Annotated in this window: 11 protein-coding genes; 3 read left to right on the top strand and 8 right to left on the bottom strand. The window is 71.1% G+C overall.

The annotated features are described in order from the left end of the window. Positions 1-4 precede the first annotated feature (4 nt). Complete coding sequence (locus FL311_RS18420; RefSeq protein ID WP_141326569.1) at positions 5-427, bottom strand: NUDIX hydrolase; 423 nt, start codon at positions 425-427, stop codon at positions 5-7. Positions 428-497: 70 nt separating this feature from the next. On the opposite strand from FL311_RS18420, the gene FL311_RS18415 reads away from it, so the two are divergent. From FL311_RS18415 to FL311_RS18405, 3 genes are all read left to right on the top strand, one after another. Next, positions 498-977, top strand: coding sequence for a hypothetical protein (locus FL311_RS18415; protein WP_223746695.1), 480 nt, complete (start codon positions 498-500; stop codon positions 975-977). A gap of 67 nt (positions 978-1,044) precedes the next feature. Then, entirely contained in the window at positions 1,045-3,000 is a 1,956-nt protein-coding gene (acs, locus tag FL311_RS18410; RefSeq protein WP_141326567.1) for an acetate--CoA ligase, read from the top strand. A 278-nt stretch (positions 3,001-3,278) separates the two neighbouring features. Further along, the gene (locus tag FL311_RS18405) at positions 3,279-4,634 is read left to right on the top strand and encodes an aminotransferase class I/II-fold pyridoxal phosphate-dependent enzyme (protein WP_141326565.1); all 1,356 of its coding nucleotides are present in this window, start codon (positions 3,279-3,281) and stop codon (positions 4,632-4,634) included. Positions 4,635-4,967: 333 nt separating this feature from the next. On the opposite strand, the gene FL311_RS18400 is transcribed toward FL311_RS18405, so the two are convergent. The 7 genes from FL311_RS18400 to FL311_RS18370 form a co-directional block, all read right to left on the bottom strand. Continuing rightward, complete coding sequence (locus tag FL311_RS18400) at positions 4,968-5,606, bottom strand: histidine phosphatase family protein (protein ID WP_141326563.1); 639 nt, start codon at positions 5,604-5,606, stop codon at positions 4,968-4,970. Between the two features lie 61 nt (positions 5,607-5,667). Beyond that, the gene (locus tag FL311_RS18395) at positions 5,668-6,303 is read right to left on the bottom strand and encodes a hypothetical protein (protein WP_141326561.1); all 636 of its coding nucleotides are present in this window, start codon (positions 6,301-6,303) and stop codon (positions 5,668-5,670) included. Further along, positions 6,300-7,184, bottom strand: a complete 885-nt coding sequence (locus tag FL311_RS18390; RefSeq protein WP_141326559.1) for a ribonuclease HII — start codon at positions 7,182-7,184, stop codon at positions 6,300-6,302. Before FL311_RS18390 ends, FL311_RS18395 begins: the two co-directional genes overlap by 4 nt. Before the next feature lie 282 nt (positions 7,185-7,466). Continuing rightward, positions 7,467-7,811: a carboxypeptidase-like regulatory domain-containing protein gene (locus FL311_RS18385; RefSeq protein ID WP_228556937.1), complete on the bottom strand. Its 345-nt coding sequence runs from the start codon at positions 7,809-7,811 to the stop codon at positions 7,467-7,469. An 89-nt stretch (positions 7,812-7,900) separates the two neighbouring features. After that, positions 7,901-9,256, bottom strand: a complete 1,356-nt coding sequence (locus FL311_RS18380; protein WP_228556936.1) for a hypothetical protein — start codon at positions 9,254-9,256, stop codon at positions 7,901-7,903. A gap of 108 nt (positions 9,257-9,364) precedes the next feature. Continuing rightward, positions 9,365-11,143, bottom strand: a complete 1,779-nt coding sequence (locus FL311_RS18375) for a M61 family metallopeptidase (RefSeq protein WP_141326555.1) — start codon at positions 11,141-11,143, stop codon at positions 9,365-9,367. A gap of 25 nt (positions 11,144-11,168) precedes the next feature. Next, positions 11,169-12,602 carry an RsmB/NOP family class I SAM-dependent RNA methyltransferase gene (locus FL311_RS18370; RefSeq protein WP_141326553.1) on the bottom strand — a complete coding sequence of 478 codons (1,434 nt, stop codon included), beginning with the start codon at positions 12,600-12,602 and terminating at the stop codon, positions 11,169-11,171. Positions 12,603-12,721 lie beyond the last annotated feature (119 nt).

Here is a 12,721-nt window from a genome sequence, read left to right as displayed (position 1 = left end):
CTCCCTACAGCTTCCGCCGCTGCCCGGTCTGCTTGTACGTCCGGTAGTCGGAGAGGATGGTGCCGTGGTCGAAGCACAGGTCCTGGGGCAGCGCGTCCAGCGCGAACGTGCGCGCCTCCGCCGCGTCATCCAAGCCCTTCGGCTCACCGTCCGCCGTGCCGATGTACACCGTCGACAGCGTGTGCTGCCGCGGATCTCTCTTCGGGTCCGAGTACGTGAAGAACTGCTCCACCAGCTTCACCTCCAGCCCCGTCTCCTCCTTGACCTCCCGGATGGCCGCCGCGTCCAGGGGCTCGCCCTCGTCCACGAATCCCCCCGGCAGCGCCCAGCCGATGGGCGGGTTCGCACGGCGGATGAGGACGATGCGTCCACCGGCCAGCTCGATGATGCAGTCCACGGTGGGCTTGGGGTTGCGGTATTCGGGCATGGGGGCCACTCTAACCCCGACCGCCACGAGCGCACTGCACTCGATGCATTCGTGGGGTATGGTGCGCCCCGTGTCCACCCCGAGACGCTTCCGCCTGCTCGTGCCCGCCCTCCTCGTGAGCGCCATGTCGGGCTGCCTGCCCTTCGTCCAGGAAGCGGGCGACTACGAGTTCACTCCCGTGGAGATCTTCCGCGACGACTGCGGCCTCTACGACGCCAACCGCGACCTGTTCCGCGGCAGCCTGCAGGTCACCGGCCGCGTGGTGCGCCTGAACTTCGGGCTGCTCGACACGCAGCTCATCGGCTACTTCCTCGCCGAGGGCGACGACTTCGCCATCGACGGCACCACCATCAACGCCGCCACGCCCGTGCGCGGGGTGGACTGCCTGCTGGATGAAGCCAGCATCCACATCGACGCGACGACGCAGTGCGAGACGCGCTTCGACGGGGCGATGCGGGTGCGCTACGCCTCCGAGCAGCGGCCCGCCGAGTGCGCGTGCGAGCTGTGGATGCGTTTTGAAGCCGTCAAGGAAGCGAACCGCTGCGAATAGCGTGCTTGAGCCCGGCCTCCGGGGTTCCTAGAACAGAGGGGTTGTCGCCCACTCTGCGGAGGAGCCCATGGCTGAAACGCAGCAAGAAATCTCCTCGGTCCTGACCGAGACCCGCGTCTTCCCACCGCCCCAGGAGTTCTCCCAGCGTGCTCACCTGAAGAGCATGGAGGACTACCAGCGGCTGTGGGACGAGGCCGCTCGAAATCCAGACACGTACTGGGGCGAGCGCGCTCGCGAGGAGCTCTACTGGAAGGAGCCCTTCCAGACGGTGCTCGACTGGAAGCCGCCACACGCGCGCTGGTTCGTCGAGGGGCGCACCAACCTGGCCTACAACTGTCTGGACCGGCACCTGGCCACGCGCCGCGACAAGCCCGCCATCCTCTTCGAGGGTGAGCCCGGAGACCGGCGCACCCTCACGTACGGGCAGCTCGCCGTCGAGGTGAACCGGCTGGCCAACGGGCTGAAGTCCCTGGGCGTCAAGAAGGGGGACCGCGTGGGCATCTACCTGCCCATGGTGCCCGAGGCCGCGATGGCGATGCTGGCGTGCGCGCGCATCGGCGCGGTGCACTCGGTGGTGTTCGGCGGCTTCTCCACGGAGGCGCTCCAGGAGCGCATGAAGGACGCGGGCGCCAAGGTGGTGCTCACCGCGGACGGCGGCTGGCGCAAGGGCGCGGTGGTGCCGCTGCTCAAGAACGTGGAGGCCGCGCTGAAGAACATGCCCAGCGTGGAGAAGGTCGTGGTGGCGCGCCGCACGGGAGACGCGCTGGCGCTCACCGACCCGCGCATGGTGGCGTGGGACGTGCTCGTCAACGGCCAGTCCGACACGTGCGAGCCGGAGTGGGTGGAGAGCGAGCACCCGCTGTTCATCCTCTACACCTCCGGCTCCACCGGGAAGCCCAAGGGCGTGCTGCACACCACGGCGGGCTACGCGGTGGTCGCCTCGCTCACCACGCGCTGGGTGTTCGACTTGCGCGAGGATGACGTCTACTGGTGCACCGCCGACGTGGGCTGGGTGACGGGCCACAGCTACGTCGTCTACGGGCCGCTGATGAACGGCGCCACCACCGTCATCTACGAGGGCGCGCCCACGCACCCGGGGCCGGACCGCTTCTGGGACATCATCGAGCGCTACAGGGCCACCATCCTCTACACCGCGCCCACGGCCATCCGCGCCTTCATGCGCTTGGGCGACGAGCACCCGCGCAAGAAGAACCTGTCCTCGCTGCGCCTGCTGGGCAGCGTGGGCGAGCCCATCAACCCCGAGGCGTGGATGTGGTACCGCGACGTCATCGGTCAGGGACGCTGCCCCGTCGTGGACACGTGGTGGCAGACGGAGACGGGCGGCATCATGATTTCGCCGCTGCCGGGCGCGACGCCCACCAAGCCCGGCTCGGCCACGCTGCCGCTGCCGGGCATCCACGCGGAGATCCTGGACCGCGCGGGCAACGCGGTGCCGAAGGGGCAGGGGGGCCTGCTCTTCGTCACCCGGCCGTGGCCCTCCATGCTGCGCACCGTGTACGGCGACCCGGACCGCTACGTGCGCACGTACTTCAGCGAGCTGCCCGGCAAGTACTTCACCGGCGACGGCGCGCGCACGGACCTGGACGGCTACTTCTGGCTGATGGGCCGCGTGGACGACGTCGTCAACGTCGCCGGCCACCGGCTTGGCACCGCCGAGGTGGAGAGCGCGCTCGTCGCGCACAAGCTCGTGTCCGAGGCCGCCGTCGTGGGCCGCCCCGATGACCTCAAGGGCACCGCGCTCGTGGCCTTCGTCACGCTCAAGCAGGGCAACGCGCCCTCACCGGAGCTGAAGAAGGAATTGGCCCAGCACGTCTCCAAGGAGATTGGCGCCATCGCGCGGCCGGATGAGATCCGCTTCGCGGAGGCGCTACCCAAGACACGCTCCGGGAAGATCATGCGGCGGCTCCTGCGCGACGTCGCCGCGGGCAAGCAGGCATCGGGAGACACCACCACGCTCGAGGACCTCAATGTCCTCGCGGCGCTCCAGCAGAACGACGAGTAGCGCATGGAGGCGCGGAGGGTCCCATGGGCCCTCCGCTTCTCAAGATGGATGTGTCACGTCGTGTTACAACGACAGGACTCCGAGGGTTTGAAACGCAATCGGATTTCACCCAACGTATGAAGGTTGGTCCGCACTCATAATTCGAAATATCCGGGTGTTGAGGAGTTGTTGACACTGGAAAGATGCAGGGGCATTAAAGGCCGCGCTCACCCCCCCCCCGAGCGCGACGTGCCAGGTCCTGTTCCAGCGTCGCTCCCCCTCCCCCTCGGATGTGTTCAATGAATCTACGCGATCAGCTCGATTCGCCGTTGTTCACCCATTTCATCGCCAATTACACGCATCCGACCGGCCCTGATCTGCTGGCTCGGACGGAGGCGTTCTTCCAATGGCAGGAGTCACGGCGACAGACAGGATTGTGGCCGTACTCGCGCAGTCTGGAGGGCGCGCCGACCGCTGAGTGTGGCGTTCGCGGCGAGGGTGGGGTGGCGCGGCACGGGGTGAACTTCGGCTCGCAGGACTATCTGTCATTGTCCACGCATCCGGCGGTGGTCGAGGCAGCGCATCGGGCCATCCGGGACTACGGCGTGCACAGCGGCGGCTCCGGGATGTTCGGTGGCAACACGACGCCGGGACTCCAACTGGAGCGGGCGCTCGGAGAGCATCTGGAGATGCCGTACGTGGCGCTGTTCGCGACGGGGTGGGGCGCGGGCTTCGGCGCCATCGCGGGGCTGGTGCGTCCGGAGGACCATGTGGTGCTGGACGCGCTGTCGCACGCGAGCCTCCAGCAGGGCGCCAGCGCGGCGACGCAGAAGGTGAGCCGGGTGCCGCACCTGAGCAACCGCGCGATGCGCCGCAAGCTCCAGGAGCTGCGCGCCCACGACACGGCCAATGGCATCCTCGTGGTCACCGAGGGCCTGTTCTCCATGGACTCGGACATTCCTCGCATCGAGGAGCTGCAGAACCTCTGTCACGAGTTCGGCGCGACGCTGCTGGTGGACGTGGCGCACGATCTGGGCGCGCTGGGGCCCCGGGGCACGGGCAGCCTGGGCGCGCAGGGGCTGTTGGGGAAGGTGGACCTGGTGGTGGGGTCGTTCTCGAAGACGTTCTCGTCGAACGGTGGCTTCGTGGCGACGCGCTCGCCGGCGGTGCGCCAGTTCGTGCGGGTCATGGGGGGGCCGCACATCTTCTCCAATGCCATCCTTCCGGTGCAGGCGGCGGTGGCGCTGGAGTCATTGCGCATCGTCCGCTCGGACGAGGGCGAGGTGCTGCGCGCGAAGGCGATGGAGAACATCCTCGCGCTGCGCGCCGCGTTCGCCGAGGGCGGGGTGAAGTGTCTGGGGGAGCCCTCCAACGTGGTGCCCGTACCCGTGGGTGACCCGAAGGTGGCGCGGGTCGCGGGCAAGCTCGTGTTCGAGCGCGGCGTGTTCCCCAACATGGTGGAGTACCCCGCGGTGCGCATCCGCGAGTCTCGCTTCCGCATGCAGGTGATGTCGGCGCACTCGGTGGAGCAGATGAAGCTCGGCGCCGAGGTGGTGCTGCGCGCGGTGGCGGAGGCGCGCGAGTTCGTGGAGGCGCCGCAGCAGAGTCCCCTGCGCGCCGCGCGCGTCGAGTCGGGCAAGCGCGCCGAGGTCTGACGCGTCACGGGCGCTCCGCGCCGCTCCAGGTGGAGGGCGCGGGGCGCGGTCCTGGGCTGACGCTCCCCTCGTCGAGAGCCCGCGTCGTTGCGTGTGGAGGGCGCGAGGCCCCGCGCTGATGAGGCGCAGCGCACCTTCCACCGCCCGCATCTTGGCGCGTGGAGGGCGCGAGGCCCCGTGCTGATGAGGCGCAGCGCACCTTCCACCGCCCGCATCTTGGCGCGTGGAGGGCGCGAGGCCCCGTGTTGATGAGGCGCCGCGTGCCTTCCACTGCGTCCGGGAGCTGCGTGGCGGCCAGGTCGCGCGACACCTCCGTGGCGTGGGGACCTCTCCTCAGCGCGCGGAGGAGTCGTCCGCGCTCAGTTCCTTGAGGTGGGTGATGTCGCCCCACGTCACCAGGCGGAACGCGCCCTGGTGGTAGTCGAACTGGTTCCAACATGCGTTGAGCACCGAGAAGGCGCGGGGTGTGGCCGGCGGAATGCCCAGGCTGTGGCGGAAGAAGCTGCTCAGCACGCCGCCGTGCATCACCACCACCACGCGCTCGCCCGCATGGCGGGTGCCGACCTCGCCCAGGCACTCCACCGCGTGGCCCAGCCGCTGGGACGTGCTCTCCCCACCGGGGACGACGAAGTCCGGGGCGTTGGTGGCGTACGCGCCGAAGACCTCCGGGTGACGGCGGCTCGCCTCCTCGCGGGTGAGCCCCTCCAGGACGCCCAGCCCCCGCTCGCGCAGCCGGGCATCCGGGCGCACGTCGTGCCCCGTGCGCGCGGCGATGCGCCTCGCCGTCTGCACCGCCCGGCCCAAGTCGCTGCAATACAGCGCGCTGAAGGACACCGTCACCAGCCGCGCCGCGAGCGCGTCCGCCTGCCGCACGCCCTCGGTGCTCAGCGGGCTGTCCTGGTGGCCCTGCAAGAGCCCCTTCGCGTTCCACTCCGTCTCGCCGTGCCGCAGCAGGATGAGCTCGGTCTTCATCCTGGAAGACTGACGGCGCCGGCCGCACGGGGCAAGGGCTCCGTGTGGCACTGTTGGCGGTTCAGCGTGCCCGCTCCAGGTGCGTCATGCCCTCCTCGAGCAGCGCGGCCACTCCCCGACGCACCACGTGGACGACCTTGCGACTGTAGGCCGGGCCTCCATGCGTGTAGTGCCCGCTCACCTTGTGGTGCAGCTCCGTGGCGCCCCACACCAGCACCAGGTCCGCCCACTCCAAATCACTGCGGGCCCGGTCCGACGTGCGCCGCTCCGTACCGTCCACCATGCGCAGGTCGATATGGGGTCCCAGCTTCGACTCCAGCTCCTCGCGCACCGCGGGCGAGCCTCCCACCACCACCACCTTGCTCACGCCGAGCCGGTGACACGTCTCCACGAAGGCCACCTCCGCCCGGTGGTTCGCCGAACCCCCGCACCGGGCGCAGTGGCTGCGCGGCTCCACGCGCAAGGGCTCCCGGCCGCTCGCCTGGGCCACCTTCACGCACGCCCCATCCGAGCACACGGGGAAGAACCGCCCGTCCAGCACCTGCGCCGCCTTGAGCAGCTTGGGCTCGCTCATCCGCGCCTTGCCAGGACGGGTGAGGCCCGCCTCCTCCAGCACCGCTCGCGCGCGCAGCTTCGCGTCCGTGAGGGTGATGCCCCGCTCCGACAGCCAACCGTCGATGTCTCGGTCCGTGCTCATGACTTGCGCCTCGTCGTCGCGATGGGCTCGACGGAGAACAGCTCCGCCTGAGCAGGGGACGGCTCACCGGGCTCCACCAGCCCGAGCACCTCCTTCACCGGACCGAAGCTGCGTCGGTGGATGGGCAGCACTCCCTTCTCCCGCAGCGCCTGGACGTGGCGCGCCGTCGGGTAACCCTTGTGGTCTGCCAGGCCGTAGCCCGGGTAGCGTTGGTCCAGCTCCGCCATCAGGCGGTCGCGCGTCGTCTTGGCCAGGATGGACGCCGCGGCGATGCTCATCGAGAGCGAGTCACCCTTGATGATTCCGCGCTGCGGCGCCGGGCACTCGGGAATCGTCCGCGCGTCCACCAGCACGTAGTCGGGCTTGAGCCCCAGCCCCTCCACCGCGCGGCGCATGGCCAGCAGCCCCGCGTGGTAGATGTTGAGCTGGTCGATCTCCTCGACCTCCGCCCGGCCCACCGCCCACGCGACGACGTCGCGCTTGAGCGACTCCGCCAGCGCCTCGCGCTTCTGCGCGTCCAGCACCTTCTTGGAGTCGTCCAGGCCCTTGAGCCGGTAGCTCCTGGGCAGCACCGCGGCGGCCGCCACGACGGGGCCGGCGAGCGGCGCCATGCCCGCCTCGTCCACCCCCGCCACGTGCACGAGCCCCTGCTCCCACAGCTCCGTCTCGAAGCGCAGCAGGTGCCGCAGCCGCTGGCCCTCCGAGCGGTTGCGCTCCTGCCTCGCGCGGATGCGCCGCGCCAGCAACTGGGCGCCTCGACGCGGGTCCGCGTCCAGCGCCTCCAGCAGGCCCGAGGGGATGGGGTGTGCCTGGTTGACGAAGCGCTCGGTCAGCTCGCCGAGCGCGCACTGGAGCCACTGCTCCCGGCTATCGATGGACATGCTGGCGGACCCGGAGAGCTACCGGAACGGTAGGACGCCACGCGGGGCTCCCCGGAGGGGGAACGCGGCTCCCGCCACAACACGTCCCCACCGCCGTACACACGGGAGCGCCCGCACGCTGGGAGGCTCCGAGGACGAGGAAGAGGGGGGAGGTGGCGAGCATGCGGGTCTGACGCATGGCTCCAAGCCGTACCGCATCGGACCGGCCGAGCACAACCTCTGCGGTGCCATCTCACATGGAAATCCGTGAGATGCCCGGGAAGTTGGAGGCCCGAGGGCCTGTCAGGGGCTCAACTCCAGGGTCAATTCGGACGGCTCGGGTACGCAGTTGCAGGTGTCACACACCCACTCCACGTGGGAGGCGGGGGACACCTTGGAGCCGGCGGTGGCCGTGATTCGCACCGGGCTGGGCGCCAGCGTCTCGTTGACGGCGGTGGTGACGCCGTCGGAGCCGGTGACGCCGGAGATGCTGACATTGGAGGCCACGTTGGTGGCGGTGACGGTGGCGCCGCGCACGCGGGCGCCGTCCGCGGAGACGACGGCCACGCGCACGGCCATCAGCGTCGTCTCGCACTCGTCATGGCCTCGCGACATGCGAGGCGCGTCGTCACAGCCGGACAGCAACATGCCGAGTCCGAGGAGCCCACCCACCCATCCACACGCCCGAATCATGCACGGGAAGGTGATGCCGATGCCCGCGCGCGGCAATGCCCGGTTCAATCAGGCCGGGGCCGGCTGCGCTCGCTCGCGAATCGTGCGGCCTGGGTGTCCGGATAGCGGTGTTGCACGTACTGGTAGACCTCCTCCGCGCGCGCCGCGTCATTCATCCGCTCACCCAGCACGCGCGCCAGCATGACGAGCGCCCTGGGCGCGGTGGGCGAATCCGGTGCCACGTCCGCGGCGCGTTCCAGCGCGGTGACAGCCAGTGGGAAGTTTCCTTCCACCGCCGCGGCCTGGCCGATGAACAGGTGGTGCTCGGAGGGCACCCTCGCGGCGGGCAGTTGCTCCAGCGTGGCATACAGCTCCAGCGCCCGGGCCACGTCGCGCCCACCCACCGCCGCTGCGAGGGCGGCGAGCTGCCCGGTGGCCTCCCCCTGTGCGACGGGCGTTTCCACCCCGGGGGACTCCGCTTCCGGCGCGGGGGTGTCCCGCTGCACGCCGGCTCCCCCCAGCGGGGCGGACCCCCGGGTGGGTTGGGCGCTTCCCAGCACGGGTGCCACGTAGTCGCTCGGCTCGCCGTAGCCCACGCGGTCTCCGCGCACGTACAGCAAGAGGCCCAGCACGTGCGCCGCCAGGAAGGGCACCACCAGCGTGATGGCCTCCGCGAGGAAGCGGGAGATGAAGACCAGGCCCAGCGCGCGCACGGCCACCGCGAGCATGTGCGCGGCGCCATGGACGACGAGCAGCCCCGCGAGCGCGGCGCAGGCCACCAGGTAGTCGGAGCCCAGGCCGCGCGCCAGCCGCAGCACCATGGCCGGGTTGAGCATGTGCGAGACGGGATGCTCCGACGCCGCGAGCAACAGCCCCATGGGCAGCCACAGACAGCCCACCCCCACGAGCAGCCAGAACACGGGGTCCGCCGTCAGCCCCGGCGGCATCCGCCACTGGATGAACCACGCGAACATGTCCAGCTTCGCGCTGCCACCCGGGTGCGCCCACAGCCCGTAGACGAGCGACGGCAACCCCGCCACCAGGAACACCAGCAGCCCTCGCAGGCCGGGCAGCAGCGCGTCTCGGAAGATGTCGCTGAAGTCCGGGATGTCGAGCGACGTGTCGCCGCGCGCCGTCTCGCGCACGAGCCCGAAGAAGGTCGCCCAGAACAGGCCCCCGTAGAAGGCGATGAGCGGCGGCCGCATGACGAGGAAGGAGTTCTCCGCCAGCCACCCCACCATGCCCAGGAAGATGCTCAGCGCGACGAGCAGCTGCAGGCCCGCGGCGGAGAAGGGATAGCGCCAGGCCTGGCGCAGCCGACGGGTGAAGGGCACCACGTCGCGGTGGAGGTGGAGCACCTCCGCGTCGCCTCCGCACAGGCCGCATCCCACCAGCTCCACCGTCTGGACGCGGCGCCCCACCGCGCATTCCGGACACAGGGATGCGCCGCAGGACTGGCACTGCCAACCAGCGAGCTCCCGGGGATGTTGGCGACAGGCGATGGAGGCGGAGGACATGTCCCCCGCAGCCTATGCCGCGCCGGGGGCCTCGTCCCAGGGGGCGCCGAGCCAGGACTGGTACGCGGCCTTCTGGGCCTCGGTGGGCCTGTCCACGCGCGACAGCCACACCGCCTCCGCGGGCTTGGCGCCCAGCACCACCGGCACCTCCAGGAGCCTGTCCCGGCGGAACACCGTCACGCGCACCGTCTCGCCGGGGCGCTTGTCCTCGCACCGGGCGACGAGCGCGGCGCCGTCCGCCTTCCAGCCGTCCAGCGCCACCACGTCGTCCTCCGCGTACAGCCCCGCGTCCTGCGCCGGTGAGCCGTCCAGCACCGTGGCCACCGTGGCGCTCCCCTTGAGCGTCAGGCCCAGCCACCCCTTGGGGCGCGCCTCCGAGGCCTTGCCCTTGGGCGGCGTGCCACCCCTGTCACCGGCGGACTCGCGCGGGCGGAAGTTCGCCTCCAGGCCCACGTGCGAGAGGACCGAGTAGTCCAGCTCCTCCGTCGTGCGCAGCGCCCGCTCGAAGAAGGCCGACAGGTCCACGCCCGCCACCTCGCTCGCGGCCGCCTCCACGCCGTCCTCGCCCACTCCGGAGCCGTCGCCGTGGCGCGCCCACAACAGCCGCATCAGGTCATCCAGCCCGCGCGCGTCGCGGGTGGCGCGGCGAATCTCCAAGTCCAGCAGCGCCGACACCACCTCGCCCTTCAGGTAGTAGGAGATGGCGCTGTTGGGCGAGTTCTCGTCCGGCCGGTAGTGCTTCACCCAGCTCACCAGCGACGCCTCCGCGAGCGTCTGCGTGCGTCGGCCCGGCGTGGAGTGCAGCGCCGTGAGCGTCTCGCCCAGGCGCGTGAGGTAGCGCTGCGCGGACATCAGCCCCGCGCGGCGGACGATGAGGTTGTCGTAGTACGCGGTGGTGCCCTCGAAGGCCCACAGGAGCGCGGTGTAGTTCTCCCTCGAGTAGTCGAAGGGCACCAGCGCCCGGGGCTTCACCCGCTTCACCATCCACAGGTGGAAGTACTCGTGCGCGGCCAGCGTGAGCAGGTCCTCCCAGCCGCGCCCCGTGGACAGGCCCGTGCGCGGGAAGAGCAGGGCGGTGCTGGCCTGGTGCTCCAGGCCGCCGCGACCCTTGTCCGTCAGGTACAGGAGGAACAGGTAGCGCGGCATGGGCAGCCCGCCGAACAGCCGCGCCTGCACCTCGCACAGCCGCTGGAAGTCCGAGCACAACCGCTCGGGGTCCGCCGGCGTGTCGCCCCAGACGACGACTTCGTGGGGCACGCCCGCCACGCTGAAGGTCAGCGGCGTGTGCGGGCCCACCTCGATGGGGCTGTCCACCAGCGTGTCGTAGTCGTTCGCCACGAAGGCCCCGTCGCGCTGGCCCAGGGCGCAGAACGACGTCCAGCCCGCCGGCGCCTCCACCGTGACGTGGTGCTCCCGCGCGCGCGTCGCGTCCGTGTAGAGGAACACGCAGGCGCCGTTGAGGTACGCGTGCGTGCCGTCCACGTGGCTGGTGCGCACCGTCAGCTCGTTGCAGTAGACGCGGTAGCTCAGCGTGACGGCCTGGCCCCGCGCGTCCACCCGCCAGGTCTGCTTGTCCACCCGCCGCACCGGCAGGGGCGTCCCGTCCCCCGTCGACGCGGTGACGTCCTGGACGTGCCGCGCGAACTCCCGCACTAGGTAGCTGCCCGGCGTCCACACCGGCATCCGCGCGTCGAGGGTGGCTTCGCCCTCGGGGAAGGTGGCCTCCACCTCCAGCAGGTGGGTGTGGGGCCGGGGCAGGCTGACGCGGTAGCGGACGACGGTGGGGGACATGACCGGGCCTTTCTTCCCGGGCAGGCTACTTCGCCCGGACGAGGACGGCCGCGAAGAAGCCGTCGGTGCCGTGGGTGTGGGGCGCCAGCCTGAGGAACGGGCCGGGGCCGAGCTTTGCTCCCAGCTCCGCGCCCAGCAGCTCCGCCACGGGGCGCACGCTGTACTCGGGGTGGCGGGCGAGGAAGTCCTCGACGACGGCCTCGTTCTCCTCGCGCAGCACGCTGCACGTGCCGTAGATGAGCCGGCCGCCGGGCTTCACCATCCGCGAGAAGCGCTCCAGCAGCGCCTTCTGCCGGGCGGCGTGGGTCTCCAGGTCCTCGGGCGTCAGGCGGTAGCGCGCGTCCGGCTTGCGGCGGAACGTCCCGGTGCCGCTGCACGGCGCGTCCACCAGCACCCGGTCCGCCTTGCCCACCAGCGCCTCCAGCGCGGTGTCCACCTCCGGGCCCTCCGCGGGGATGAGCTGGGCGCGCACGTTGTGCACCCCCGCGCGGCGCGCGCGCTTCTTGAGGTCCTCCATCCGCCGCTCGTCGATGTCGAGCGCGTGCAGGTCGCCGCGGTTCTTCATCTGCGCGGCCAACTGCAGCGTCTTGCCGCCCGCGCCCGCGCACGCGTCCACGACGCGCGTGGGCGGCGCGTCCACCAGCATGCCGAGCAGCTGGCTGCCCTCGTCCTGGATCTCCAGGAAGCCCTCTCGGAAGCTCTCCAGCGCGAAGACGTTGAGGCGCGTCTCCAGGTGCAGGCCCATGGGGGACAGGGCCGTGGGCTTCGACTCCACCTCCGCGGCGGCGAGTCGCTTCGCCAGGGCGTCCCGGTCCTCCTTGAGGAGGTTGGCGCGCACGGTGAGCGGGGCGCGCTCGTTCATCGCCTCGGCGGCGCGGGCGGCGTCCTTGCCGTACAGCGCGAGGAAGCGCTCGGCGAGGAAGTCCGGCAGCGACGCGGCGATGGGGAAGCGCTTCTTCTCCGGCAGGGCCTCCAGCGCCGCGGCGGCCTGGGGCAGGGCGGAGAGGGCCTGCGCGTCACCGGGCGCCAGCGAGGAGGTGCGCGCCACGTCGTCCAGGGGCTCGCCGTGCAGCACGCGCGAGGTGGCCAGGCGCAGCACGTCCTGCCGCGTCGCGTCCAGCGAGTCGAAGCGCGGGTGGGCGCGCGACAGGAGGAAGTCCACGGTGCGCTGGCGGCGCAGCAGGGCGTAGACGCGCTCGGCGACGGCTCGGCGCTCCGACGAGTAGAGGTTGGCCTTGCGGCGCAGGGTGAAGTCCAGCGCCCGGTCCGACAGCCGGCCTTCGTGGCGCACCAGCGCGTATGCCTCCAGGCAGGCCTGGAGCACCAGGTCCTCGCGCAGCGGACGCGTGGAGCGCTCGCGCTCGGCGGCCGTGAGCTTCTTCTTTCCGGACGAAGGGGAGGGGGACTTCTTCTTCGTGGACGGCCGCGCGAAGCGGCGGGGCTTGGATGGGGGAGCCATGACGTGCAGGGGCCTTTGCATCCCCGGGGCGGGTTGACAAGCGGGGAAAGCAAACCCGGGTGGCCGCCGGACGCCCTTCGCGCCCGCCGACACACCCGGGGATGCCCGCGCCTGGGGGA

It is taken from the genome of Myxococcus sp. AB025B, from assembly GCF_006518215.1.
GTDB classification, from domain to species: domain Bacteria; phylum Myxococcota; class Myxococcia; order Myxococcales; family Myxococcaceae; genus Myxococcus; species Myxococcus fulvus.
The sequence above is the reverse complement of the archived record's forward strand: the minus strand, read 5'-3'. Positions and strand labels throughout refer to the sequence as shown.